Genomic DNA, 24,550 nt, shown 5'->3' with positions numbered 1-24,550 from the left:
GCCGCCTCCGGGCCCGCACCGAGGTCAGTGGCCGGCGCCCAGCCGGCCCGCGAGCCGGTCGAGACGCGCCGCGCTGTCGGGGTCGAGGCCGCGGAACTCCACGGTCTTCCCGTGCTGGGCGAACTTGTGCTGCACGGCGTCGAGGGCGGCGACCGTGGAGGCGTCCCACACGTGCGCCCTCGACATGTCGACGACGACCCGGTGCGGGTCGCCCGCGTAGTCGAACTGGTCGACGAGGTCGTTCGACGACGCGAAGAACAGCTCGCCGTCGACGGCGTACACCCGCTCGTCGTCCGCGTCCGACGCGTCCAGGCGGGTCACCGTGGTCAGGTGGGCGACGCGCTGGAGGAACAGGACCGCGGCGACGACCACGCCCACGCCCACGCCGTAGGCGAGGTTGTGGGTGGCCACGGTGACGGCGACGGTCGCCAGCATGACCGCCGTCTCCGACCTCGGCATCCGCCGGAGCGTCGACGGGCGGGCCGAGTGCCAGTCGAACGTGCCCACCGACACCATGATCATCACGGCGACGAGCGCAGCCATCGGGATGGTCGCGACGACGTCGCCGAGCCCGACGACGAGCGCCAGCAGGAAGGCCCCGGCGAGGAACGTCGACAGGCGGGTGCGGGCGCCCGACGCCTTCACGTTGATCATCGTCTGGCCGATCATGGCGCAGCCGCCCATGCCGCCGAAGAAGCCGGTGACGATGTTCGCGACGCCCTGCCCCCAGGACTCGCGGGTCTTGTTCGAGTGGGTGTCGGTGATGTCGTCGACCAGCTTGGCCGTCATGAGCGACTCGAGGATGCCGACCAGCGCCATCGCGAGGGCGGACGGGGCGATGATGCGCAGGGTCTCGAGGTTCAGCGGCACGTCGGGGAAGACCAGGGTCGGCAGGGACTGCGGCAGCTCGCCCTCGTCGCCGACGGTCGGGACGTCGAGCCCGCCGAGCAGCGCGGCGGCGGTGATCAGCACGATCGCGACCAGCGGCGCGGGCACGACCCTGGTCCAGCGCGGCAGCAGCACGATGATCGCGAGGCCCACGACCACCAGCGCGTAGATCCACCACCGGTTGTCGGCCGTGACCTTGTCGCCGAACAGGTGCGGCAGCTGGGACGTGAAGATGAGGATCGCGAGCGCGTTGACGAAGCCCGTCATCACCGAGCGCGGGACGAACCGCATCAGCCTGGCGACACCCAGCACGCCGAGCACGACCTGGACGATGCCGCCGAGGATCACGGTCGCGACGAGGTAGTCGAGGCCGTGGTCGCGCATGACGGGCGCGACGACCAGCGCGACCGCGCCGGTGGCCGCGGAGATCATCGCCGGCCGGCCGCCGACGAACGAGATCGTCACCGCCATCGTGAACGCCGCGAACAGGCCGATGCGCGGGTCCACGCCCGCGATGATCGAGAACGCGATCGCCTCGGGGACGAGCGCGAGGGCCACGACGAGGCCCGCGAGGACCTCGGTACGCAGGGCCCTCCCCGAGCTGAACGCCGCCCGGAACGAGCCCGACGAGGTCGCCTCGGGGGGCGCCACCGGGAGGGGGCGGGGGGCCGGGTCGGGCAGGGAGGCGCGCAGGTCGTCCGACACGCGGAGGACTCCGTTCGTTCCGGGGGCGGCCGACGGCACGCCCTGGCGGGGCGGGAGCGTGCGTCGCGGGAGAGGTCCAGGGCCGCGGCCGGACTGGGCACGGGCGGTCCGCGGCGGCGCCGACTCTACCCTCACGTGAGGGTAGGGTTCCACCCCGTCCGGATCCGTCAGACTGGTCCCCATGACCGACCCCTCCCCCGCCGCCACGCTGCACATCGGGGCCGTCGCGAGCCGCACCGAGCTGTCGCTGCGCACGCTGCGCCACTACGACGAGGTGGGGCTGGTGCGGCCGTCGGCCCGCAGCGAGGGCGGGTTCCGCCTGTACACCGAGGACGACGTCGAGCGCCTGCTGCTCGTGCGCCGCATGAAGCCCCTGGGCTTCACGCTCGAGGAGATGGCGGAGCTGCTGGAGATCACCGACGCGCTCGAGGCGGGGACGCTCGACGACGCGGGGGCCGGCGACGCCCGTGCCCGCCTGGACGGCTACCGCGCCGCGGCCGAGGAGCGCCGGGCAGGGCTGGCCCGCAAGCTCGCCATGGCGGACGAGTTCATCGCCCTGCTGCGCTCGCGCTGACCGGACGTCCCGGGACCCGGGTCAGGCGCCCGCGGGCAGGTCGCGGTCGAGGGCGTGGGACCGGACGCGCTCGACCGCGAGGCGCACGGCCCCCGTCCGCACGACGTCCGGCCCGAGGTCGGACAGCACCACCTCGACCGCCGGGTCGTGCAGGTGGTCCGGGAGCAGCGCGCGGGCGCGCTCCACGACCGGCCCCAGCGCGGGCGCCATCGCCCCCGTGACGATCACGCGGTCGAGGTCGAGGAGACCGGAGAGGACGGCGCACACCCGGGCCAGCCGGTCGGCGAGCCCGTCGGCCACCTCCCGCGCCACGGCGTCACCGGCGTCCGCCGCCGCCAGGACGTGCTCGGCGTCCAGGCGCTGGCGCGGGACGTCCGCGAGCACGCTCCCGGCCCGTCCGGCGTCGAGCAGCCGGCCCGCCTCGTCCCGCGCCAGCGCGCCCAGGCCGTCGCTGGAGCCCACCCCCACGACCAGGTCGAGGATCCGCATCTCCCCGATCGCCCCGCGCGGCCCCCGCCGCAGGGCGCCGTCCAGCACGATCCCGGCCCCGATCCGCTCCCCCACGAGGAGCGCGGCGTAGGCCGCGGCGCCGTCGCCGTGCTCGGTCTCCGCGACCGCCGCGAGGTTCGCGTCGTTCTCGACGACGACGTCCCAGCCGCGGGCCGCGAACAGGTCGCCCAGACCGGGGTTCATCAGGGCCCAGAACGGGTTCCGCGCGCCGGCCGGCACGTCGCCCGTTCCCACGGGCGCGGGCACCCCCAGCACCGCGGCGACGACGGCCCGGCCGTCGCGGCCGGATCTCGCCACGGCGGCGTCCACGGCGTCGCGGACCGTCGCCCGGCGCGCGTCCGCGTCGCTCGCCGGGTCCACCCGCACGGCCTCTTCGGCGAGCACCCGACCGTGCAGGTCCGCGACCGCCGCCGAGACACGGTGCTGCCCGGCGTCCACGCCGACGACGAGCGCGGCGTCGGGCCGGAAGGCGTAGCGCAGCGCGGGGCGGCCCTTGGTGTACGCGCCGGCGGCGCGGGCGTCGTCGAGGGCGACGAGCCAGCCCCGGTCCATGAGCTCCCGGCACAGCGCCAGGACGGTGGAGCGTGCCAGGCCGGTGGCGGCCATGAGGTCGCTGGCCGTCACGGGCTCCCCGTCCCAGACCTCCTGGAGCACACGCTCGGCGTTGAGCCGGCGCACCAGGTGGGTCGAGGGAGTCGTGGCCCCCTCCGGGCCGTTCGTCATCGTTCCGCCTCGCGTCGTGGTCCCCTCCCGGCGGCGAGCCGGCGGGCGGGTTGATTCTAGGCCGCGATTTTCTCGGCCGGAGGGGTTGACCCTGGGCGCAGGCGGGTGAGATGGTGCTTCGACCGAGTTAATTTCGGCACAACATTTAGTGCGGAAATCTACCCGGTTCGAGCTCTCTCGACGAAAGGACGACGGTGTCTGAGGAACCGAGACGTGCGCTGCGCGGGATCTCCGGGGCGCTGGGGCTGGCGCTCGTCAGCAGCCTCCTCGCGGGGTGCGGCAGCGGCGACGGCGCCGAGCCCGTCCGCTTCACCTTCAGCAAGCGCGAGGCGATCCCGTACATGACCCAGGTCGTGGCCGACTACAACGCGTCGCAGGACGACGTCCGCGTGGAGCTCGACACCTCGGGGGTCGACGTCGTGTCCGCGAGCTTCGTGCGGGGCAACCCGCCCGACCTCATGCTCGCGAACTACAACATGGAGGTCGCGCGGTTCGTGGACCGCTGCACGCTGAGCGACCTGGGCGACACCGCGGCCGCGGCCCGGATCCGGCCGGACCTGCAGCCCCTCATGGACCAGTACGGCACCTGCGACGGCCGCACGAGCGCGCTGCCGTACTCGGTGATGGCCGCCTCGGTGATCTACGACAAGGCGGTCTTCGCGGAGCACGACCTCGAGGTGCCGCAGACCTGGAGCGAGCTGCTCGAGGTGGCGGACACGCTCGAGGCCGCGGGGGTGACGCCGTTCTACGGCACGTTCAAGGACGACTGGACCGTGGCGCAGGGGTGGTTCGACTACGCCGTGGGCGGCCAGGTCGACACCCTCGACTTCTTCCACCGGCTCGACGCCGAGGGCGCGGACGTCGGCCCACGCTCGGACGTCTCGTTCGAGAAGGACTTCAGCCGGCCCCTCGAGCAGATGACCCAGCTCGCGCAGTACACGAACGACGACGCCGCGAGCCGCGGGTACGGGGACGGCAACCTCGCCTTCGCCCAGGGCCAGGCCGCGATGTACCTCCAGGGCCCGTGGGCCTTCAGCGAGATCGCCAAGACCGCTCCCGACCTCGACCTCGGCACGTTCCCCCTGCCCATGACCGAGGACCCGGCCGACCTCAAGGTGCGCGTCAACGTCGACCTCGCGGCGATCGTCCCCGAGGGATCGCGCCACCAGGAGGCCGCGCGCGACTTCCTCGAGTACCTGTACCGGCCCGAGATCATCGAGGCCTACAACGAGTCGCAGCTCGGCTACACCCCGACGACGGACGCGCCACCGCCCTCCGACCCGCGGCTCGCGGGCATGACGGAGTACTACGACGAGGGGCGGGTCTACCAGGGCGCCTCGGTGCTCGTGCCCAAGACGATCCCGGTCATGGCCTACACCCAGGGGATCGCGTTCGGCGCCGACGTCGACGCCACGATGCGCACCCTCGACACGGACTGGGCCCGCCTGGCCCGGCGCCAGTAGAGCCCGAGCGGAACGAAGGAGTCCTTGCTCATGTCCCTCCTCACCACGACGGCCGTGCCCGCTCCGGCCGCCGCGCGGCCCGGTCCGCGCGGCGCCAGGCGGACCGAACCGATCTACTACCTCTTCCTCCTGCCGAGCCTCGTGCTGTTCACCCTGGCGATCCCGGTCCCCGCGATCGTCGGCATCTTCTTCAGCTTCACGAACTCGGTCGGCATCGGGGACTGGGACTTCGTCGGCCTCACGAACTACGCCGTCGCGTTCACCGACCCCGCCATCCTGCGCAGCTACCTGTTCACCTTCGGCTTCTCGCTCGTGACCGTGGTGCTGGTGAACGTCGTGGCGTTCCTCCTGGCGGTCGGGCTGACCTCCCGCATCCGGCTGAAGGTGGGCCTGCGCGCGGTCTTCGTCATCCCGATGGTCGTCTCCGGCATCATCATCGCGTACGTCTTCAACTTCCTGTTCTCGAACTCCCTGCCCGCCGCCGGGCAGGCCGTCGGGATCCCCTTCCTGGAGACGAGCCTGCTCGCCAACCCGGACCTGGCCTGGCTCGCGATCGTCGTCGTCACGGCCTGGCAGGCCGTCCCCGGCACCCTGCTCATCTACATCGCCGGCCTGCTCGCCATCCCGGGCGACGTGTACGAGGCCGCCGAGATCGACGGCGCGACCAGGTCGCAGCGGCTCGCGCGGATCACCCTGCCGCTCATGGCCGGGTACGTCGTCATCAACGTCATCCTCGGCTTCAAGAACTTCCTCAACGCCTACGACATCATCGTCGGCCTCACGAACGGCGGCCCCGGCACGGCCACCCGGAGCATCGCGATGACCATCATCACCGGCTTCAACGGCGGCGACTACGCCTACCAGATGGCGAACGCGACGATCTTCTTCGTCGTCACGGTGCTGATCGCCTTCCTCCAGATCTCGGTCACCCGCGGAAGGAACTCCCTCTGATGGCCACGCTCACCGCACCGACCGCGCGCAGGCCGCGCACCGCCGCCGCGCGCCCGCTGCGACCGTCCCGGGAACGGTGGAGCAGGTCCGGCACCCTGCTCCTCCTGCTGTGCTCGGTGACCGTGCTGCTGCCCCTTTACGTCACCGTCTCGATGGCGTTCAAGACCACGGGCCAGGCGGTGGACGGCAACGCGTTCTCGCTGCCGGCGCCGTTCGACGTGCAGGGCTTCGTCCAGGCCTGGCAGCTCACCGAGTTCCCCGTCGGCCTGGCGGTGTCGGTCCTCGTGACGGCGGGCACGGTCGCGGCGACGATCCTGCTGGCGGCGGTCGCGTCGTTCGCCATCATGCGCAACTGGGAGCGTCGCCTGTTCCGCTGGTCGTTCTTCTACCTGCTCGGCGCGATGTTCATCCCGTTCCCGGTCGTCGCCCTGCCGCAGATCCAGCTCACCGGGCGCCTCGGCCTCGACAACCCGGTCGGCGTGATCGTGCTCGCCACGATGTTCCAGCTGAGCTTCAGCGTGCTGCTGTTCACGGCGTTCCTCCGCTCGATCCCGCTGGAGCTCGAGGAGAGCGCCCGGATCGACGGCGCGACCACGTGGCAGACCTTCTGGCGGCTGATCTTCCCCCTCCTGGCCCCCATGAGCGCCACGGTCGGCATCTTCGCGTTCCTCTACGCCTGGAACGACTTCATGATGCCGTCGCTGATCATCTCCGACCCCGACCTCCAGACGCTGCCGGTGCGCCAGCAGCTGTTCCAGACCCAGTTCAGCAACAACTACAACGTCTCGTTCGCCTCCTACCTCATGGCGATGGCTCCGGCGATCGTCGCGTACCTGTTCACGCAGCGCTGGGTGATGGAAGGCGTCACCCAGGGGGCTGTGAAGGGCTGACCGCCCGACTCCCCGCCAGACCGCACCACCGAAGAAGGGCATGCACCCCATGAGCGACCTGCTCGACGTCCCCGCCCCCACCACCGAGGGCTCCGACGCCACCTGGTGGCGCCAGGCCGCCGTCTACCAGATCTACCCCCGCAGCTTCGCGGACTCCGACGGCGACGGCATCGGCAACCTCCGCGGCGTCACCTCCCGCGTGGACTACCTGGCCGCCCTCGGGATCGACGCCGTGTGGCTCAGCCCGTTCTACCCCTCCGCGCTGGCCGACGGCGGCTACGACGTCGCCGACTACCGCGACGTCGACCCGAAGATCGGCACGCTCGCCGACTTCGACGAGATGGTCGCCGCGCTGCACGGCGCGGGGATCCGCGTCGTCGTCGACATCGTCCCCAACCACACCTCGAACCTGCACGAGTGGTTCGCCGAGGCCCTCGCCGCGCCGAAGGGGTCGCCCGCCCGCGACCGCTACATCTTCCGCGACGGCCTCGGCGAGCACGGCGAGCTGCCGCCCGCGGACTGGACCTCCACCTTCGGCGGCCCCGCCTGGGAGCCGGTGGGCGACGGGCAGTGGTACTTCCACCACTTCGCCGTCGAGCAGCCGGACCTCAACTGGGACAACCCGGAGGTGCGCGAGGACTTCCTGCGCACGCTGCGCTTCTGGTCCGACCGCGGCGTCGACGGGTTCCGCATCGACGTGGCGCACATGCTCACCAAGGACCTGCCCCCCGACGGCGAGCCGCTCCCGTCCCAGGACGAGCTCGAGGCGCTGCCGCGCGACGGCCAGCACCCCCTGTTCGACCGCGACGACGTGCACGACGTGTACGCCGCGTGGCGCGAGGTCTTCGACTCCTACGACCCGCCCCGGACCGCCGTCGCGGAGGCGTGGGTGGGCTCTGCCGAGCGCCGCGCGCGGTACGCCAGCAGGGACGGTCTGGGGCAGGCGTTCAACTTCGACCTGCTCGAGGCCGACTTCGACGCCGCGCAGTTCCGCCGCATCATCACGGCCAACCTGGAGCTGGCAGCGGCGTCGGGCTCGTCGACCACCTGGGTCTTCTCCAACCACGACGTGGTGCGGCACGCCACCCGCTACGGCCTCGCCCCCCGCGGCGACGACCGGCGCAAGGGCGGCACGGACTGGCTGCTCGCCGGCGGCCCGGAGGACCAGCTCGACCGCGCGGCCGGGCTGGCCAGGGCGCGCGCCGCCACGCTGCTCGAGCTCGCGCTGCCCGGCTCGTCGTACCTCTACCAGGGCGAGGAGCTCGGCCTGCACGAGGTCGCGGACATCCCCGACGGCGAGCGCCAGGACCCGACGTTCTTCCGCCACCGGGGGGTCGAGGTCGGCCGCGACGGCTGCCGCGTGCCGCTGCCCTGGACCGCCGACGGGCCGTCGCTCGGCTTCGGCGACGGGCCCGCGCACCTGCCGCAGCCGGCATGGTTCGCCGAGCACGCCGCCGACGCCCAGGACGGCGTCGAGGGCTCGACGCTGGAGCTCTACCGCGACGCGCTGCGTCTCCGGCGACAGCTGCAGACCGCCGAGGAGCTCGAGTGGCTCGAGACGGGCTCGCCGGACGTCCTCGCGTTCCGCCGCCCCAACGGGTGGACCAGCGTCACCAACTTCGGCGCGGCCGCCGTGCCGCTGCCCGAGGGCGAGGTGCTGCTGGGCAGCGCGCCCCTCGCCGGCGGCGCGCTGCCCGGCGGCACGACCGCCTGGCTCCGGTCCTGACGCCTGTCCGACCCGTCCTTCAGGTCGAGCCTGCCGTCACCCGCCGGGGTGGGGCAGGCTCGACCCGGACGCGGGCGACGACTGCGAGGATGGACCTCGCCGTGTCTCCCGCCAGCCACCCGTGAAAGGCGACCCGCCCCACCGTGTACTCGCTCCTCCTCGCCCTCATCTACGTCGCCTTCGTCAGCCTCGGGCTCCCGGACTCCCTCGTCGGTGCGGGCTGGCCCGTGATGCACCAGGACCTCGGCGTCCCCGTCGCCTTCGCCGGGATCATCACCATGATCATCGCGGGCGGCACGATCCTCTCCAGCCTCGCGTCCGAGCGGGTGACCCGGAGGTTCGGCGCCGGCGCCGTCACCGCCGTGAGCGTCGGGCTGACCGCCGCCGCGCTCGTGGGCTTCTCCGTCTCGGGCTCGTTCTGGCTGCTCTGCCTCTGGGCCGTCCCCTACGGTCTGGGGGCGGGCGCGGTCGACGCGGCGCTCAACAACTTCGTCGCCCTGCACTTCGCGGCGCGGCACATGAACTGGCTGCACAGCTTCTGGGGCCTGGGCGCCTCGATCAGCCCGTTCATCATGAGCTACGCGATCACCTCGGGCCTGGGCTGGTCCAGCGCCTACCGCATCGTCGGCGTCACGCAGGCGGTGCTCACGGCCGTGCTGATCCTCAGCATCCCGCTCTGGAGAAAGGTCGGGCCGGCCCCCGGCGCCGAGCACGCCGGCGACGGCGAGCCGGCGACCGGCGGCTCGCACGTCCCGCTCGCACAGGCACTGCGGATCCCCGGCGTCCTGCTGGTCCTGGCCGCGTTCTTCGCCTACTGCGCGCTCGAGAGCACCGCGATCCTGTGGGCGTCGACGTACCTGGTCACCGACCGCGGGGTCGACGACGCCACCGCGGCCGCGTTCGCCTCCCTCTTCCTCCTCGGCATCACCGCCGGGCGGTTCCTCGCCGGATTCTTCGCCGACAGGGTCGGCGACAAGCTGCTGATCCGCGGCGGCTTCGCGGTGGTCGGCCTCGGTGTCCTGCTGGTCGCCCTGCCCGTCGGCACGCCCGTGCCCGCCCTGGCGGGCCTCGTGGTCGCGGGACTGGGGTGCGCGCCGATCTACCCCGCGATCATCCACTCCACGCCGGTCAACTTCGGCGCGCGCAGCTCGCAGGCGATCATCGGGATCCAGATGGCCGCGGCGTACACCGGCTCGACCCTCGCGCCGCCCGCCTTCGGCGTGCTCTCGACGTGGGCCGGGGCCTGGGTGTTCCCCCTGTTCCTCGCGGTGCTCGTGGCGCTGGGCCTGGTCATGTCCGAGCGCCTGAACAGGCTCGTCGCACGGCGCGGCGGCAAGGCTCAGGGCGTGGCGGCGGGGGCGGGCGCGGCCGGCGCCGCGGAGCGCAGGGGATAGAGCCAGAAGCAGACGAAGGCCAGGGCGGCGAGCGCCACCGGCACCCCGCCGACGAGCAGACGGATGCCGGCGGCCACCTGCGGCACCTGCGTCGCCGCACCCTCGACGTACCCGCTCGCGGCCAGCACGCCGGCCACGACCACCGCCTGCACCACGACGGACCCGCGCACCACGAAGCCGTTCGCGCCGAAGTACATGCCCTCGCGGCGCAGGCCGGTGCGGCGCTCGTCGTCGTCGATCACCTGGCCGAGGGCCACCTCCAGCACCTGCATGAGTCCGGCGACGCCGAGGCCGACGGCGAGCCCGGCCACCGCGGCGCCGAGCACGGTCGTCGGCAGCAGGTAGAGGCACGTCGCCAGGCCGTACACGGTGACGACGGCGAGCATCGTGGTGCGCGGCCCCAGCCGGCGCACCACCCACGACCAGCCCCAGATCGCGGGGATGGCGGCCACGAAGATCGGCGCCAGCAGCAGCGTCGCGTCCGCCTCCGTGCCGCCCACGGTGTACTTCACGTAGAACGGGATCCCGGCCAGCAGCACCGCCGTGGTGCTCTGCAGCAGCAGCGACCCGAGCACGTACGTGACGAACGCGCGGTTGGCGAACGTGTACCGCAGCTGGTCGCGCAGCCCGACGGCGGACTCGCGTGCCCGCACGGCGTCGTCGGCGTCGCGCTCCACCATCCCCAGCAGCGACCAGGCGAAGAAGGCGGCGCACACGACGGCGAGCGCGACACCCATCCCGGCCCAGCCGATCGCGTCGTACAGCAGCGGCGCCCCCGCCGTGCCGAGGATCATCCCGACCAGGGCGAAGAGCTGCCGGGGCGCGTTGCCGCGCGCCCGTTCCGCCGTCGTCCGGAAGATCTCCGGGAACAGCGCGGACACGTTGAGCACGACCGCCACGTAGGCGACGTCGAACACCGCGACGACGAGCAGGAACCACACCACCAGCCCCGCCGCGGGCAGGGACGGCGGCGCCCACACGAGCGCGAACGACACGACGAGCGGCACGATCCCCAGCACGATCCACGGGACGCGGCGGCCCCAGCGCGTGCGGCGCCGGTCGGACGCCGCCCCGACCACCGGGTTGAGGACGGCGTTGAGGACGCCGTGCGCCACCATCGCGCCCGCGACCCAGCCGGCGGGCACGCCCAGGTGGTCCACGTAGAAGAAGACGACGAACGCGGAGAACGTCTGCAGCATGAGGTTCGCCGGGAACGCGGACGCGCCGTAGGCGACGGCCTGCGCCCGGGTCGGGTCCCCCTCGAGACGCCGGTCGCGCAGCCGGGCGAGGACGCCCGCGCGGGTCCCGGTGTCGCTCACCGCTCGCCCCGCTGCACCGTCTCGCCCCGCTGCACCGCGCGCAGGTCGCGCCAGCCGACGCGGACCAGGCCCTCGTCCTCGATCACGGCGGCCACGTCCGGGTCGCGGAGCAGCCGCTCCTCGTAGCCGCGCTTGGGCGCCGCGTAGTCGACGGCGTCGCGCAGCTCGTCGTCGTGCAGCATCGGGTGCAGGAAGATCTCCGTGACCCCCGGCTGCACGCCGCGCAGCAGGTCGAGGAAGCCGGCCTTCACGGCCTCGTACCCCTCCGCGTCGGGGGTGCCCTCGCCCGCCAGCTCGAACGGGTGCGTCCACAGCCGGTCGAGGATGACGACGCCGGCCGCGTCGGCGGCGGCGGTCGCGGCGTCGAGGATCGCCTGCGACCCCGGCGCGTCGGGGTCGGCGCCCATCGCCGCGAGCCCGTCCAGCGAGCGCGGCAGCCGGAACGGCAGGCCGCGCGTCGCCGCGAGCTCCAGCACCTGCGACAGGAACGTGCGGCCGGTGGCGAGCCCGTAGACCGAGCCCATGTGGTTGTCCAGGTGGCTGACGTCGACGCCCGCGGCGAGCGCGGCGTCGAGCTGGGCCGCGAGCTCGGCGGCGACGTCCTCGTCCCGCGCGTGACGCTCGACGACGTCCACCGCGGTGGGGAAGTACCCGGCGTCGTCCACCAGCGACGTGCCCACGCCGGTGAGCGGCCGCCACCGGTAGCGGGTCCACTCGCTCGTCAGGACCAGGTGCACGCCCACGTCCAGCCCTGGGTCCGTGGCCGCCGCCGCGAGGGCGTCCGGCGCCCACGGGCACGGCACCATCACCGTCGAGGAGTCCAGGAGCCCCTCGCCGAGCAGCGGCAGGATCGCGCGGTTGGCGGCCCGGCACATGCCCAGGTCGTCCGCGTTGAGGATGATCGCACGGGCGTCGGGGGCGAGCCCGAGGCGGGCGGTCAGGTCGGACGGCGGCGCGCCGGCCGCGCTCACCGGGTGGCCCCGTCGACGACCGCCGCCGCGTCGTCGGCCACGTCGTCGGCGATCCGCGCGCGCAGCGCCTCGCCGGCGGCCCACGCGGCGCCCAGCACGGCGCCGTCCGCGCCGAGCGGCGACGCGTCGATGTGGACGGGCAGGACGCCGATGCGGTCGCGGAGGTAGCTGGCGACCCGGTCGTGGATCGCGGGCCGCGCCGCCTCGTCGGCCAGGACGAAGGCCTCCGGGTCGAGCACGATCGCCAACGACGCGACGATGACGGCGACCCGGCGCGCCAGCTCCGCGACGACCTCGTCCGCGACCCCGTCGCCCTGCTCCGCGCGGTCGAGGAGCTCACGGACGGTGACGTCCTCCGGCAGGTCGTGGTCCTTCGCCAGCGCCGCGATCGCGGCGTCGCCCAGCACCTGCTCCCCCAGGGCGTGCCCTGGCTGCGGCAGGAACGCCACCTCGCCCGCGATGCCTGCGGCGCCCCGGTGCACCCGGCCGTCGAGCACGATGCCGGCCCCGAACCCCGCGCCGAACGAGACCGTCACGAAGGACGTGCGTCCGCGCCCGGCTCCCCGGTGCTGCTCCGCCACCGCGGCCAGGTTCACGTCGTTGTCCAGCGTCACGGGGCAGGCCAGGGCGTCCACCAGGGCGTCGTGCAGGGCCGTCCCGCCCTTCTCGTACCCGGGCACGTGCAGCACCGTGGTCCGGTCGGCCCCGACGACGGCGGGGAACGCCACGACCGCGCGGCTCACCTCGACCCGGCGGCCCGGCGCGAGCCGCGCCTCGACGTCCTCCCGGCAGGAGTTCGCCAGCACCGCCGCGGCCCGCGCCCGCGCCACGGGGGTGCGCTGCACGTCCCGCCGCTCCGCACGCGCCCGGACGGCGCCGGTCGCGTCCACCAGGGCGACCCGCACCCGGTCCCGGGCGACGTCCACGCCGAGCCCGAACGCGGTGTCCGGGTCCACCCGGAACCCGCCCGCGGCGCCGTCGTCCGCGGCCGCGCCGCTCGCCCGGAGCGCCGCGAGAGCGTCCGCGGCGGTCGCGCGGGGCAGGCCGGTCGCCTCGGCGACCGAGGCGTCGTCGGCCGGACCGGCGGCCACCAGCGCGTCGAGCACCTCCAGGACGTCGGACCCGCGCAGCGGGCCGGGAGCTCCGGTGTCAGTGGTGGTGGGCATCAGGCCTCCGTCGGGGCGGGACGGGACGCGTTCGTCCCGGCGCTGCGAGCCTAGCCACGCCCCGGCGAGGTTGTCGACGCGAGGTGTCGGCGCTGATCAGGGGCCAGATCGGCCCCGGCGGCCCGGTCAGGTCGCCCGGGTCAGGACTGCGCGCTCTCGTGCGAACGCCCGATGCCGCGCACCGCGTCCACCGCCCCGCGCACGCGGCGCGCGTTGACCGCGAGCACGACGTCCCGGTACTGCCCGGCCCGGTGCAGCTGGCCCTTGAGGTCGTTCGACGAAGCGCGGTGCCTGAGGTCGCACGGCACCTCGACGGCGACGTAGCCCTGGCGGAGCAGGTCGATCGTCATGCCCGTCTCCACGCCCCAGCCGTGCGCCAGCGGCGTCGCCGCCTCGAACGCCTCGCGGGTGAGGCAGCGCATCCCGGACAGCGGCTGGCTCGGGCTCCACCCGGTGAGGTGCTGGATGGCGCGGCGCGCCGTGCCGACGACGATGCCGCGACCGCCGGCCCCGGTCTGCTTCGGCAGCAGCGCGATGGCGAGGTCGGCCACGCCCTCGCGCACCGGGGCGACGAGGGGCGCCGTGTTGACGGCGGTGTCACCGAGGTCCCCGTCGACGAACAGCAGGAGTCGCGGGGCCCGGCCGTCGGCGTCGCGCATCGCGACGACCGCCGCGCCGGTCTCCATCGCGGACGCCTTGCCGCGGTTGTGCGAGTGGCGCACGACGACGGCGCCCGCGTCGCGCGCGACGTGCTGCGTGTCGTCGGTCGAGCCGTCGTCGACCACCAGCACGAGGTCGACGTGCGGGATCGCGCGGGCCGAGCGCACGGTCGCCGCGATGCGCGCCGACTCGTCCTTCGCGGGGATGATCACCGCGACGCGCTGCGGGTTGCGCCTCCCCTGCGCGACCGGTGGCCGCGGGGTCTTGGCGACCGGCAGCGCGCCCACGCGGGTCGTCACGACGCTGCCGTCGCCGCCGGCGACGGAGTTCCGCTCGCCGGCCTCGTCCTGGCTGGTGGACACCTCAGCGCCCGTGCGGGTCGCTCCGTGGTCCGTGTTCACGACTCCCTGCCTGTTGGGTTCTCTCGCCCGTGTCGGCCGGCGCTCCGCCGGCGTGCTGTGCGGTGTCCCCTTGGGGGAATCACCGGGAATCAGAAGAGCAAACTTTTCCTGAGAAACTGTACTCCCCCGGAACGCCCGATCTCTGGTCAAGAAACGGTGTCGAGCGGGACGGTCCGTGAAGATCGTGCGGAGCCCGCGACGTCGCGGGGTACCGCCGGCGGCCGAGGCCGCCGGGCGGCGCCGCGTCAGCGCAGCGTCACCTGTCGGGAGACGATACCGGCCCGGGCGCGTCGCTCGTTCGCGTCCAGCGGCTCGGTCACCGCGAGCGCCTCGTCGAGCCGGGCCGCGAGCTCCGCCACCGGCTCCTCCAGCTCCGCCGCCTCGGTGCCGCGCGGCAGCTCCCAGACCGGCACGACGAGCCCGCAGGCGCGGAACATCCCGAGGAACTTGCCGCCCGCGAGGCCGGACTCGCGGCGCGCGTGCAGCCGCGCGATCGCGTCGACCACGGCGTCCTCGTCCTCCGTGCGCGCCCAGCGCAGGAACTCGCGCGACATCCGGCACCAGTACGCCGCGGGGACCGACGCCAGCTTCACGGTGGGGATGGACGACTCCGCGGCCTCGTCGAGGGACTCGCGGATCTCGTCCGTCATCTGCGTGCCGGCGTCGATCCAGTAGTCGTAGCCGTCGTGCACGGTCACCTCGAACGGGACGTCGAGGTCGAGCACGTCCTGCAGGCGCGGGTCGTCGTCCGCCGGGGCCGGCAGCTCCTCGGGCAGGATGCCCGAGCCGGGCTCCGCCGCGAGCGCCGCGAGGAGCGCGGCGGCCAGGTCGCGGCTGAGGTCGTCGGAGGCGCCCAGGCCCTGCAGCGCGAGCAGGACCGTGCCGTCCTCACGGTGCAGCGCGCACCAGCCGCCGGGCAGGACGGTCGTGACGGTGACGTCGCGCCCGCCGTGGTCGGCCGTCGTGCGCGCCGTCGCCGTGGCGGACGGCACCACCTCGCGCAGCGCGACCCAGTCCGCCTCCCCGGGAAGACCCTCGAACGGACGCAGGACAGGGGCGGTCGCAGAGCTCTTGGCCATGCCCGCGATCCTATCGGCCCGGCACACCCCCCTCCCGCCCAGGTCGTACCGGTCCCGCCGAGGTAGTACGGGGCTCGCCGAGGTAGTACGGAGGTTGCCGAGGTAGTACCTCGTGGCGTGCCGCACCACCTCGCGGGGCCCGGCACCACCTCGCGCGATCTCGTACTACCTCGACGGGTCCGGTACTACCTCGCCAGGTCGGGTCGTCCCCGGAGGGCGTGGGTACGGTGACGGGATGGAGCCGTGGCGCCGCCTCGTGGCGGACTACCGGTCCGGGCTCGACGACGGTGCCCGGACCGACGACGACGTCCCGCCGCTCGACGGCGCGCGGGACCACTGGCTCGCCGGCACGCTGCCGGCGCTGGACCTGGCGGCAGGGTCGGTCGCGGCCTTCGCCTCGGCCGCCCGCCGCGCGGGCGCGACCGGCCCCCTGGTGGAGCGCGGGCCGTCGCCGGCGCGGCTCGCGGCGTCGTTCGGCTCCGACCGGCTGCTGCGGCTCGACGGGCGGCCGGTCCCGGGGTTCGCGCCGCTGTCCGGCTTCTTCCGCACCCGCGACGGCTGGGTGCGCACGCACGCCAACTACCCGCACCACCGGGTCCGGCTGCTGCGCCTGCTCGGCCTTCGCGACGGCGCCGACCGGGACGACCTCGCCGCCCGGCTCGCGGACACCTCGGCCGGCGCCGTGGAGGACGACGCCGCCGCCGCGGGCGCGATCGCCGTCCGCGTGCGCCCCGAGGCGGGGTGGCGCGCGTCCGCGCCCGGCCGGGCCGCCTCGCGGGGGGCGCTGGTGCGGGCCGGGGTGCGCGACGACGTCGTCGCCCGGCCGGCCGTCCTGGCTGGCGGGGCCGCACCCCTCGCGGGGGTGCGCGTGCTCGACCTCACCCGCGTCATCGCCGGACCCGTCGCCACCCGGGCGCTGGCCGCCCTCGGCGCCGACGTGCTGCGCGTCGACCCGCCCTTGCCCGCCGAGATCCGGCACCAGCACCTCGACGTCGGGCAGGGCAAGCGCACGACCCTGCTCGACCTGCGCGACGACGGCGACCGCGAGCGCGCGCAGACCCTGCTCGACGACGCCGACGTGCTGGTCACCGGCTACCGCCCCGGCGCGCTCGACCGGTTCCGGCTGCGCCCACCGCCGGGCGCCGTCGTCGCGCACGTGTCGGCCTGGGGCGTCGAGGGTCCGTGGGCGCACCGCCGCGGCTTCGACTCGATCGTGCAGGCGGCGTCGGGCGTCGCGCTGCTCGAGTCGCCGGACGGCGGGACCCCCGGCGCGCTGCCCGCGCAGGCGCTCGACCACGCGACGGGCTACCTGCTCGCCGCCGGCGTGGTCGACGCGCTCGCCGCCCGCCGCGACGACGGGCGCGGGCGCGACGTCTCGGCCGCGCTGGCCCGCACCGCGGCCTGGCTGCTCGACGCCGACACCCGCGACCCCGAGCACCCGCCCGCCGCCGCGCCCGGACCGGAAGCGGTCGTGAGCCACGGCCGTCACCCGCGCGTCACGACCGCCCGCCCCGCGCTGCCCGGCCACGACGACCACCCGGCGCCCGCCCACCCCTGGGGCACGGACCACGCCGCCTGGTCGACACCGCTGCCGGGGTGATCCTCGGCCCGGGACGTGCGAAGGGGCCGGGCCTCTGGTGTCATCGGACCTGACCCGGCACGCACCGTCCGGGCCGCGGCGTGAGAGGGGTCGGCGATGGCGGTCGTGACACGAGGGTTCGGGGGCCGGCGCCCCGAACCGGAGCACGAGGTGCCGCCGGGGCAGTTCGTCACGGACGACTTCCCCGTGCTGTCGGCAGGGCCGACCCCAGACGTGGACGTGTCCCGCTGGGAGCTCACCGTCCGCACGGAGACGGGCGAGGGCGTCTCGTGGACGTGGGAGCAGCTCCTGGCGCTGCCGGCCGAGGACGTCGTCACCGACATCCACTGCGTGACGCACTGGACCAAGCTCGGCACGACGTGGCGCGGCGTCTCCCTGGACACGCTGCTGGCCGACGTCGAGACGAGCGCCGAGTTCGTCATGGCGCGCTCCTACGGCGGCTACACCACGAACCTGCCGCTGCAGGACCTGCTCGACGGGCAGGCGTGGGTGGCGTACGAGTTCGAGGGCGAGCCGCTGGAGCCCGTGCACGGCGGGCCTGCCCGGCTGCTGGTGCCGCACCTGTACTTCTGGAAGAGCGCCAAGTGGCTGCGCGGCCTGGACCTCATGGACGACGACGACCTGGGGTTCTGGGAGCAGAACGGGTACCACGCCTACGGCGACCCCTGGCTCGAGCAGCGGTACGCGTGAGCTGGCACGTCGCGACGGTCGTCGGGGCGCGGCCCCTGACGCGCACCGCCCGCGCCCTGACCCTGGCGGTGCCCGGGTTCGTCGGGGCGCTGCCCGGCCAGCACGTCGACGTGCGGCTCACCGCCCCCGACGGCTACCAGGCCACCCGCGCCTACTCGCTCGCCGAGACGGGGCACGACGAGCGCGTCGACCTCGTCGTGGACGAGGTCCCCGACGGCGAGGTGTCGCCCTACCTGGTCCGCGACGCCCGGCCGGGCGACCAGCTCGAGGTGCGCGGCCCGCTCGGCGGGTACTTCGTCTGGCACGACGCCGACACCGCCCCGGTGCTGCTCGTCGCCGGCGGCTCCGGCGTCGTGCCGTTCCTCGCGATGCTGCGCGCCCGCCGCAGCACCGGCCGCCGCGCGCCGTTCCGCCTCGTGTGCTCCGTACGCACGCCCGCCGACGTGATCGAGCGCGGGGAGGTCGACACCCCCGACCGCGGGTTCGACGTGCGCTGGGTCTTCACGCGCGAGGCCCCGCCGGGGTGGCCGACTCCACCCCGCCGGATCACGACCGACGACCTCGTCGCCCCCGGTTTCGGCCCGGACGACGGCACGGAGGTCTTCGTCTGCGGCCCCACCGGTTTCGTGGAGGCGGCGGCCGGCCTGCTGACCGGCCTCGGGCACCCGCCCGACCGGGTCCGCACCGAGCGATTCGGAGGTGCCTGATGTCGTCCCCCGAGCCGTCCGCCCCGGGCGGGCCCGTCCTCGACGGGTCGGCCCTGGCCGGCGCACTGAGCGAGGTCTACGCCTTCGAGACCACGAGCGCCGTCGTGCGCTGCGCGAGCTGCGGGCACACCGACGTCCTCGCCCGCACGACCGTGCACCTGTCCGCCATGGGCGGCGTCGTGCGGTGCGCGACGTGCGCCGCCGTGCTGCTCGTCGTCGTCGAGCGACCCGACGGCGTCCGCGTGTCCTCGTCCGGCGCGGCGTGGGTGCAGGCCCCGTCCCGCTGATCCCGCCGGATCAGTGCCGGCTGCACCGAGGATCGGGCCTCACAGGTGGTCGAGCCACTGCAGCACGGCGCCCTCGCGCAGCGCCCACGGGCAGATCTCGACCTCGTCGACGCCGAGCGCGCGCATGGTCTCCTCCGCCACGACCGCACCGCCGACGATCTGATAGGTGCGCTCCGGCGTCACGCCGGGCAGCGCGGTGCGGCCCTCGGCGGTGAGGCGGGCCAGCCGCGGCACCCAGTCCGCGAGCTGGGGCAGGCGCAACCGCCAGCGGTCGTCCGGGCCGACGGCCTCCACCTGCATGCCGGCCAGCCGCGCGAGCGAGCGGAACGTCTTCGACGTCGCGACCACGTGGTCGGGTGCCGGCACGGTGGCCAGCCTGTCGACGACGGGCGTCAGCAGCGCGCGGGCGTGCACGCGCAGCGCCTGGACCTGGTCGGGCGGGGGCGGGTCGTCGGGCAGGTGCTCCCTCGTGGTCCGGCCGGCGCCGAGCGGCACGGACGCGGCGAGGTCCGGCTCCTCGTCGACGCCGGTCGCGATCTCCAGCGAGCCGCCGCCGATGTCGAGCACCAGGAGCCGGCCGGCGGCCCACCCGTGCCAGCGGCGGGCGGCGAGGAACGTGAGCCGGGCCTCGTCCTCGCCCGACAGCACGACCACCTCGCGCCCCACGCGCCCGGCGATCTCCGCGAGCACCGCGGTGCCGTTCGCGGCGTCCCGCAGCGCGGAGGTCGCCATCGGCAGCAGCTCGTCGACCGCGGACTCGCGGGCGAGCTCCATGACGTCGTCGACGGCGGCCAGGATCGTGCGCCGCCCCTCGTCCGTGACCGCGCCGTCGGCGTCGAGGTACCGCATGAGGCGCACCGTGATCTTGCGCTCCGCGTGCGGCACCGGCCGCACGCCGTACCGCGCGTCCAGCACGAGCAGGTGCACCGTGTTGGAGCCGATGTCGATCACGCCGAGGCGGGGCGCGGAGGCCCGGGCTGCGCTGCTCATGGCAGCCGAGCGTAGCGGCGGCGTCGGACGCCGTACCCGCCCCGCGCACGACGACGCCCGGTCCCGCGGGGCGGGGCCGGGCGTCGTGAGCCGGTCAGCCGGGAGTGGTCAGGCGAGCGCCTTCGCCTTGAGCTGCGCGTACTCCTCCGGCGTGATGGTGCCCTCGTCGAGCAGCTTCTTCGCCTGGGCGATGTGGTCGGCCGGGCTGCCCGCGACCTCCCGGATGTACGCGTCGGTGCCGGCCTTGGCCTCCTTCACCGCCGCGAGCTGGCGCTCCGACATCCCCCGCCCGCGGGCGATGAGGTAGATCAGCGCGGTGATCATCGGGACGAAGATCAGGAAGATGACCCACACCGCCTTCCACCAGCCCGACAGGTCCCGGTCACGGAAGAGGTCGGTGAGGATCTGGAAGAGGACGATCAGGTAAGCCACGAAGAGGAAGATCCAGACGAGGTACCAGAAGAAGTCCCAGAAGGTGTCCATGTTCAGCGCGTCCTTTCGAAGGCGGTTCCCACACCGTCGACGGCCGACAGGGGCGGCCAGGTGCCCGCTTTCGGCACGCTAGTGCCGACATGCCGGACGCGCGCGCTGAAACGGGGTGATCTAGGCCCCCAACCGGCGAACCGGGCTCTGCGGGAGGTTCGCGACAGGCGGGACGATCAGCGCCGGTCGGCGCGCTCGGCGTCCTCGACGAGCTCCTCGGCGCCCGCCACGACGGCGGCCTCCTCGGCCCGCGCCCGGGCCAGCGCCTCCGCCCGCGCGGCCACGATCTCGCCGTGCAGGGCGGCGTGCACCCGCTTGCGGACGTCACGCGAGATGGCGTCGACGTCGGCCTCGTCGGGGGTGGTCCCGCCGCGCGCCGCCAGCTCCGTGGTGAGGCGGTCGACCGCCGCGTCGACCTCCCGGCGGACCTCGACCTCGGCCGCGTCGAACAGCGCCACGACGGCGGCGTCCGCGGCGCGGCCCAGGCGGGTCTCCTCGAAGCCCGCGGCCGCGTCGTCCACGATCCGCCGGGCACGGTCGACGACGTCCGCGGCGGTGGCCGGGGCGTGCGCCTTGAGCGTTCCCAGGTCGTACAGCAGCACGCCCTCGACGTCCGCGACGCGCGGGTCGACGTCGCGGTGCAGCGCCAGGTCGAGCACGACCAGGGGGCGCGGCTCCGGCTCGTCGCCCGCGGCGACCGCGGCCCGCTCGCGCGAGCGCACCACGGCGGCCGCGTCGAGCACGTACTCCAGGGAGGCCTCGGCCCGCCCGTCCGTGACGCCGCCGGCCCGGCGGCCGCGGGCGCCCGAGCACGACACCACGAGGTCGGCGTCGGCGAGCGCCTCGACGAGGTCCGGCGCCGCCTCGACGTCGTGGCCCTGCGCGAAGATCTCGGCGCGGCCGGAGCGCGAGTACACCCGCACGTCGTCGCAGCCGCGGGCACGCAGGGCCGCCACCGACGCCCCCGCGTACGAGCCCGTGCCGATGAGCACCACGCGCAGGCCCCGCCACGACGCGTCGAGCTCGGCCGCGCGTCCGCGCCGCAGGTCCTGGCCGGCGAGGTCCAGCCCGAGCGACACGACGGACCGCCCGGCGGCGCCGAGCTCCGTCCGCGTGCCGACGCGCTTGGACGTGCGCGACGCCGTCTGGAACAGCAGCTCGAGGGTCTTGGACGTGGTGCCGTCGTCGCGGGCCTCGGCGAGGGCGCGCTTCACCTGCCCGGCGATCTCGCGCTCCCCCACGACCATCGAGTCCAGGCCCGCGGCCACCGTGAACAGGTGCGAGGTGACCTCCGGCCCGGTGCGGACCGTGAACGAGTCGGCCGCGACCTCTTCCGAGACCCCGGAGCCGGCCGCGACCAGCGCCGCGACGTGCTTCGTCGTGTGCCGGACGGCGTCGCCGTGCAACGGGGCGTCCACGTCGAGGTAGAGCTCGAAACGGTTGCACGTGGAGATCACGACGGCGCCCTGCACGGGCCCGCACGACCCCACGGCGACGCGCCCGACGGAGCCGGACCCGGTGGACAGCCGCTCGAGCGCGTCCAGGTCCAGCTCGCGGTGCGAGGCGGTGAGGGAGAGGAGTACCACAGTGGCTCCACTTTAAGAGGGCCGACGAGGCGGGGCAGAATCATGAACCGTGACATCCCCCACGATCGCTCCCGAGCCGAGCCGCGAGACCCACCCGCTCCCCGCCGACCACCCGCTGGTCGACGGCCGGACGACGCGTGCCCCGCTGGTGCGTGCCCTGCGGGGCGACCGTCCGGACGTGACCCCCGTGTGGTTCATGCGGCAGGCGGGTCGCTCCCTGCCCGAGTACCGCGAGGTCCGTCAGGGAGTAGGGATGCTCGACTCCTGCCTCCGGCCACCGCTCGCCGCGGAAATCACCCTCCAGCCCGTGCGCCGCCACCGGGTCGACGCCGCCGTCTTCTTCAGCGACATCGTCGTACCGCTGCGGCTCGCAGGCGTGGACGTGGACATCAAGCCCGGCGTCGGGCCCGTCATGGACCAGCCGTACCGCACGGCCGAGGACGTCGCGCGGCTCACCTCGCGGACGCTCGAAGACGGCGCGCTCGCGCCGATCGCGGAGGCCGTGCGGCTGACGGTGGCCGAGCTGGGCGACGTGCCGCTGCTCGGCTTCGGCGGCGCCCCCTTCACCCTCGCCGCCTACCTGGTCGAGGGCCGGCCCTCGCGCGACCACCTCGCCGCGCGCACCCTCATGCACGCCGACCCCGAGACGTGGGCCCGCCTCACCGCCTGGACGGCCGAGCTCACCGGCCGCTTCCTGCGCACGCAGGTGCTCGCCGGCGCCTCGGCGGTGCAGCTCTTCGACTCGTGGGCGGGCTCCCTCTCGCTGGCCGACTACACCGCGCACGTGGCGCCGTCGTCGACCGCCGCGCTGGCGCACGTCGCCGACCTGCGCACGCCGGGCGCCGACGAGGGCGACGGCCTCCCGGCGATCCACTTCGGCACCGGCACCGGGCACCTGCTGCCCGCGCTGCGCGACGTGCTCGACACCGCCGGGATCGGGTACCCCGTCGTCGGCGTCGACTACCGCACCCCGCTGGACGAGGCCGCCGGGCTGCTCGCCGACCACCCCCGCGGCGCCGTGCCCGTGCAGGGCAACATCGACCCCGCGCTGCTGGGCGCCCCGTGGCCGGTGCTCGAGGCGCACGTGCGCGACGTCGTCGCGCGCGGCGCCGGGGCCCCCGGCCACGTGGTCAACCTGGGCCACGGCGTCCCGCCGGACACCGACCCGACCGTGCTCACGCGCGTCGTCGAGCTGGTCCACTCGCTGTGACGCCGCTCCCGCCGCTCGGCGCCCCCGTCGACGTGCCCTCGGGCCGGCCCGCCCGGCCGCCCGAGCACGTGGACGCGGTGGTGGTCGGCGGCGGGATCGGCGGGCTCGTCGCGGCCCGCACGCTGGTGCACCGCGGCCTGCAGGTGGTGCTGCTCGAGGCGTCCGACCGCGTGGGCGGGCCCGTGCGCGGCGGTGCGTTCGGCTCGCTCCCCGTGCGGCTCGACCTCGGCGCCGAGTCGTTCGCGGCGCGCGGCACCGCCGTCACGGACCTGGCCGAGGAGCTCGGGCTGGACGTCGTGAGCCCGGCCCCGCTGTCCGCCTGGGGGTACGCGGCGGGCCGCGCCTTCCCGCTGCCGAAGGCGGGAGTGCTCGGCATCCCCTCCGTGCCGTGGGCTCCCGACGTCCGCCGCGCGATCGGCTGGCCCGGCGTCGCACGAGCGGCCCTCGACCGCGTGCTGCCGCGGTTCGTCGCCGACACCACCGACCTCGGGACGCTGGTGCGCTCCCGGCTCGGCCGGCGCGTGGCCGACCGGCTCGTCGCGCCCGTCGCGACGGGGGTGCACTCCGCCCCGCTCGACCGCCTCGACGTCGCCGCCGTCGCACCCGGGCTGCTCGACGCGTTCGCCCGCACGGCGTCGCTGTCGCGCGCCGTGGCCGAGCTGCGGGCCGCCGCGCCGGCCGGGTCCGCCGTCAGGGGCATCGACGGCGGCATCCACGCCGTCGTCGAGGCGCTCACGGGCGAGATCGCCGCGAGCGCCGAGGAGTTCGCCGACTCCCCGCGCACCGACGCGACCGGCCCGATCCACGCCGCCGTGCGCGTGGGGCAGCAGGTCGACGGCGTCGAGCGGCTCGGCGTCGACTGGCAGGTCACCACGACCGTCGGCGACACCGTGCGCGCGCCGCGGCTGGTCGTGACGACGCCGCAGGTCGCGCCGCTGCTGTCCCCGTGGGTGACGGCTCCGGGCGAGGTCGAGCCGGGGTCCGTGCCCGTGCCGGCAGCGGAGGCCGGCGCCGACATCTGGCTCGCGACGCTCCTGCTCGACGCGCCCGAGCTCGACGACGCCCCCCGCGGCTCCGGGCTCCTCGTCGCTCCCGACGGCGACGGGGCGGACGGGGTGCGCGCCAAGGCGCTGACGCACGCGACGGCGAAGTGGCCGTGGCTGGCCGACCGCCTGCGCGCCGTCGCCGGCCCGGGGGTGCACGTGGTGCGGCTGTCGTACGGGCGGATCGGCGCCGCGACCGAGCCCCCGTCCGCCGAGGAGGCCGCGCGCGACGCGTCCGCCCTCCTCGGCGTCGACCTCACCGACCGGGTCCGCGACCACCTGCTGCAGCGCTGGGACGGCGCCCTGCCCCCGCCGACCCCCGCCTACCGCGCGCAGGTCGGGGCGTTCACCGCCGCCGTCGGGCACACGCCCGGGCTGGCCGTGACGGGAGGCTGGGTGGCCGGCACCGGCCTGGCCGCGATCGTCGCGCACGCGCAGGCCGCCGTCGCCGCCCTCTGACAGCTCTCCGGGCGGTAGTGACGCATCGTCATGACCCTGCGTCACGACGTCGGGGAGAACGGTGTGAGATCGGCC

General features: G+C 74.9%; 22 protein-coding genes. 12 read left to right on the top strand and 10 right to left on the bottom strand.

What is annotated here, in order from left to right:
* Window positions 1-24 precede the first annotated feature (24 nt).
* Window positions 25-1,539, bottom strand: coding sequence for a SulP family inorganic anion transporter (locus ACQP6G_RS05445; protein WP_429763226.1), 1,515 nt, complete (start codon window positions 1,537-1,539; stop codon window positions 25-27).
* A gap of 235 nt (window positions 1,540-1,774) precedes the next feature.
* On the opposite strand from ACQP6G_RS05445, the gene ACQP6G_RS05440 reads away from it, so the two are divergent.
* Complete coding sequence (locus tag ACQP6G_RS05440; RefSeq protein WP_429763191.1) at window positions 1,775-2,167, top strand: MerR family transcriptional regulator; 393 nt, start codon at window positions 1,775-1,777, stop codon at window positions 2,165-2,167.
* 21 nt (window positions 2,168-2,188) lie between these two features.
* Here ACQP6G_RS05440 and ACQP6G_RS05435 read toward each other — a convergent pair whose 3' ends face one another.
* A complete protein-coding gene (locus ACQP6G_RS05435; RefSeq protein ID WP_429763190.1) occupies window positions 2,189-3,400 on the bottom strand; it encodes an ROK family protein in 1,212 nt (403 codons plus the stop codon).
* Between the two features lie 194 nt (window positions 3,401-3,594).
* On the opposite strand from ACQP6G_RS05435, the gene ACQP6G_RS05430 reads away from it, so the two are divergent.
* The 5 genes from ACQP6G_RS05430 to ACQP6G_RS05410 all read left to right on the top strand — a co-directional run bounded on the left by ACQP6G_RS05430 (window position 3,595) and on the right by ACQP6G_RS05410 (window position 9,824).
* Window positions 3,595-4,863 carry an ABC transporter substrate-binding protein gene (locus tag ACQP6G_RS05430; protein WP_429763189.1) on the top strand — a complete coding sequence of 423 codons (1,269 nt, stop codon included), beginning with the start codon at window positions 3,595-3,597 and terminating at the stop codon, window positions 4,861-4,863.
* Between the two features lie 30 nt (window positions 4,864-4,893).
* The gene (locus ACQP6G_RS05425; RefSeq protein ID WP_429763188.1) at window positions 4,894-5,814 is read left to right on the top strand and encodes a carbohydrate ABC transporter permease; all 921 of its coding nucleotides are present in this window, start codon (window positions 4,894-4,896) and stop codon (window positions 5,812-5,814) included.
* Window positions 5,814-6,704 carry a carbohydrate ABC transporter permease gene (locus ACQP6G_RS05420; RefSeq protein WP_429763187.1) on the top strand — a complete coding sequence of 297 codons (891 nt, stop codon included), beginning with the start codon at window positions 5,814-5,816 and terminating at the stop codon, window positions 6,702-6,704. Before ACQP6G_RS05425 ends, ACQP6G_RS05420 begins: the two co-directional genes overlap by 1 nt.
* Window positions 6,705-6,753: 49 nt before the next feature.
* Window positions 6,754-8,430: a glycoside hydrolase family 13 protein gene (locus tag ACQP6G_RS05415; protein WP_429763186.1), complete on the top strand. Its 1,677-nt coding sequence runs from the start codon at window positions 6,754-6,756 to the stop codon at window positions 8,428-8,430.
* A 143-nt stretch (window positions 8,431-8,573) separates the two neighbouring features.
* Window positions 8,574-9,824, top strand: a complete 1,251-nt coding sequence (locus ACQP6G_RS05410; protein WP_429763185.1) for an MFS transporter — start codon at window positions 8,574-8,576, stop codon at window positions 9,822-9,824.
* Here ACQP6G_RS05410 and ACQP6G_RS05405 read toward each other — a convergent pair.
* The 5 genes from ACQP6G_RS05405 to ACQP6G_RS05385 form a co-directional block, all read right to left on the bottom strand.
* On the bottom strand, window positions 9,770-11,143 hold the full coding sequence (locus ACQP6G_RS05405) for an MFS transporter (protein WP_429763184.1): 1,374 nt from the start codon (window positions 11,141-11,143) through the stop codon (window positions 9,770-9,772). The two genes, ACQP6G_RS05410 and ACQP6G_RS05405, sit on opposite strands and share 55 nt — an antisense overlap.
* The gene (locus ACQP6G_RS05400) at window positions 11,140-12,114 is read right to left on the bottom strand and encodes a ChbG/HpnK family deacetylase (protein ID WP_429763183.1); all 975 of its coding nucleotides are present in this window, start codon (window positions 12,112-12,114) and stop codon (window positions 11,140-11,142) included. Before ACQP6G_RS05400 ends, ACQP6G_RS05405 begins: the two co-directional genes overlap by 4 nt.
* Window positions 12,111-13,280 (bottom strand): ROK family protein, encoded by a 1,170-nt coding sequence (locus ACQP6G_RS05395; RefSeq protein ID WP_429763182.1) that lies wholly within the window; start codon window positions 13,278-13,280, stop codon window positions 12,111-12,113. The genes ACQP6G_RS05400 and ACQP6G_RS05395 overlap by 4 nt, the downstream gene beginning before the upstream one ends.
* A 140-nt stretch (window positions 13,281-13,420) precedes the next feature.
* Window positions 13,421-14,218 carry a glycosyltransferase family 2 protein gene (locus ACQP6G_RS05390; RefSeq protein ID WP_429763225.1) on the bottom strand — a complete coding sequence of 266 codons (798 nt, stop codon included), beginning with the start codon at window positions 14,216-14,218 and terminating at the stop codon, window positions 13,421-13,423.
* 368 nt (window positions 14,219-14,586) lie between these two features.
* Window positions 14,587-15,420, bottom strand: a complete 834-nt coding sequence (locus tag ACQP6G_RS05385; RefSeq protein WP_429763180.1) for a DUF5926 family protein — start codon at window positions 15,418-15,420, stop codon at window positions 14,587-14,589.
* Between the two features lie 235 nt (window positions 15,421-15,655).
* Between ACQP6G_RS05385 and ACQP6G_RS05380 the strand changes: the two genes are divergently transcribed.
* The 4 genes from ACQP6G_RS05380 to ACQP6G_RS05365 all read left to right on the top strand — a co-directional run bounded on the left by ACQP6G_RS05380 (window position 15,656) and on the right by ACQP6G_RS05365 (window position 18,704).
* Window positions 15,656-17,020, top strand: coding sequence for a CoA transferase (locus ACQP6G_RS05380; protein WP_429763179.1), 1,365 nt, complete (start codon window positions 15,656-15,658; stop codon window positions 17,018-17,020).
* A gap of 96 nt (window positions 17,021-17,116) precedes the next feature.
* A complete protein-coding gene (locus ACQP6G_RS05375; RefSeq protein WP_429763178.1) occupies window positions 17,117-17,710 on the top strand; it encodes a molybdopterin-dependent oxidoreductase in 594 nt (197 codons plus the stop codon).
* Complete coding sequence (locus tag ACQP6G_RS05370) at window positions 17,707-18,417, top strand: ferredoxin reductase (protein WP_429763177.1); 711 nt, start codon at window positions 17,707-17,709, stop codon at window positions 18,415-18,417. Before ACQP6G_RS05375 ends, ACQP6G_RS05370 begins: the two co-directional genes overlap by 4 nt.
* Entirely contained in the window at window positions 18,417-18,704 is a 288-nt protein-coding gene (locus tag ACQP6G_RS05365; RefSeq protein ID WP_429763176.1) for a DUF6510 family protein, read from the top strand. The genes ACQP6G_RS05370 and ACQP6G_RS05365 overlap by 1 nt, the downstream gene beginning before the upstream one ends.
* A 39-nt stretch (window positions 18,705-18,743) precedes the next feature.
* Here the strand turns inward: ACQP6G_RS05365 and ACQP6G_RS05360 are convergent, their stop codons facing one another.
* From ACQP6G_RS05360 to ACQP6G_RS05350, 3 genes are all read right to left on the bottom strand, one after another.
* On the bottom strand, window positions 18,744-19,694 hold the full coding sequence (locus tag ACQP6G_RS05360) for a Ppx/GppA phosphatase family protein (protein ID WP_429763175.1): 951 nt from the start codon (window positions 19,692-19,694) through the stop codon (window positions 18,744-18,746).
* A gap of 108 nt (window positions 19,695-19,802) precedes the next feature.
* Window positions 19,803-20,177 (bottom strand): SHOCT domain-containing protein, encoded by a 375-nt coding sequence (locus tag ACQP6G_RS05355; RefSeq protein ID WP_429763174.1) that lies wholly within the window; start codon window positions 20,175-20,177, stop codon window positions 19,803-19,805.
* A gap of 176 nt (window positions 20,178-20,353) precedes the next feature.
* Window positions 20,354-21,763, bottom strand: a complete 1,410-nt coding sequence (locus ACQP6G_RS05350) for a glutamyl-tRNA reductase (RefSeq protein WP_429763173.1) — start codon at window positions 21,761-21,763, stop codon at window positions 20,354-20,356.
* A gap of 49 nt (window positions 21,764-21,812) precedes the next feature.
* On the opposite strand from ACQP6G_RS05350, the gene hemE reads away from it, so the two are divergent.
* On the top strand, window positions 21,813-22,973 hold the full coding sequence (hemE, locus tag ACQP6G_RS05345; protein WP_429763172.1) for a uroporphyrinogen decarboxylase: 1,161 nt from the start codon (window positions 21,813-21,815) through the stop codon (window positions 22,971-22,973).
* On the top strand, window positions 22,970-24,475 hold the full coding sequence (locus ACQP6G_RS05340; RefSeq protein WP_429763171.1) for a protoporphyrinogen/coproporphyrinogen oxidase: 1,506 nt from the start codon (window positions 22,970-22,972) through the stop codon (window positions 24,473-24,475). The genes hemE and ACQP6G_RS05340 overlap by 4 nt, the downstream gene beginning before the upstream one ends.
* Window positions 24,476-24,550: the final 75 nt, after the last annotated feature.

Source organism: Isoptericola nanjingensis (assembly GCF_050311635.1).
GTDB lineage: Bacteria > Actinomycetota > Actinomycetes > Actinomycetales > Cellulomonadaceae > Isoptericola > Isoptericola nanjingensis.
The sequence above is the reverse complement of the archived record's forward strand: the minus strand, read 5'-3'. Positions and strand labels throughout refer to the sequence as shown.

Excerpts from the sequence above, each read along its gene's own strand:
- ACQP6G_RS05440 (WP_429763191.1), top strand. The coding sequence starts at position 1,775 with ATGACCGACCCCTCCCCCGCCGCCACGCTGCACATCGGGGCCGTCGCG.
- ACQP6G_RS05435 (WP_429763190.1), bottom strand. The coding sequence starts at position 3,400 with ATGACGAACGGCCCGGAGGGGGCCACGACTCCCTCGACCCACCTGGTG.
- ACQP6G_RS05425 (WP_429763188.1), top strand. The coding sequence starts at position 4,894 with ATGTCCCTCCTCACCACGACGGCCGTGCCCGCTCCGGCCGCCGCGCGG.
- ACQP6G_RS05420 (WP_429763187.1), top strand. The coding sequence starts at position 5,814 with ATGGCCACGCTCACCGCACCGACCGCGCGCAGGCCGCGCACCGCCGCC.
- ACQP6G_RS05415 (WP_429763186.1), top strand. The coding sequence starts at position 6,754 with ATGAGCGACCTGCTCGACGTCCCCGCCCCCACCACCGAGGGCTCCGAC.
- ACQP6G_RS05395 (WP_429763182.1), bottom strand. The coding sequence starts at position 13,280 with ATGCCCACCACCACTGACACCGGAGCTCCCGGCCCGCTGCGCGGGTCC.
- ACQP6G_RS05385 (WP_429763180.1), bottom strand. The coding sequence starts at position 15,420 with ATGGCCAAGAGCTCTGCGACCGCCCCTGTCCTGCGTCCGTTCGAGGGT.
- ACQP6G_RS05380 (WP_429763179.1), top strand. The coding sequence starts at position 15,656 with ATGGAGCCGTGGCGCCGCCTCGTGGCGGACTACCGGTCCGGGCTCGAC.
- ACQP6G_RS05375 (WP_429763178.1), top strand. The coding sequence starts at position 17,117 with ATGGCGGTCGTGACACGAGGGTTCGGGGGCCGGCGCCCCGAACCGGAG.
- ACQP6G_RS05365 (WP_429763176.1), top strand. The coding sequence starts at position 18,417 with ATGTCGTCCCCCGAGCCGTCCGCCCCGGGCGGGCCCGTCCTCGACGGG.
- ACQP6G_RS05360 (WP_429763175.1), bottom strand. The coding sequence starts at position 19,694 with ATGAGCAGCGCAGCCCGGGCCTCCGCGCCCCGCCTCGGCGTGATCGAC.
- ACQP6G_RS05355 (WP_429763174.1), bottom strand. The coding sequence starts at position 20,177 with ATGGACACCTTCTGGGACTTCTTCTGGTACCTCGTCTGGATCTTCCTC.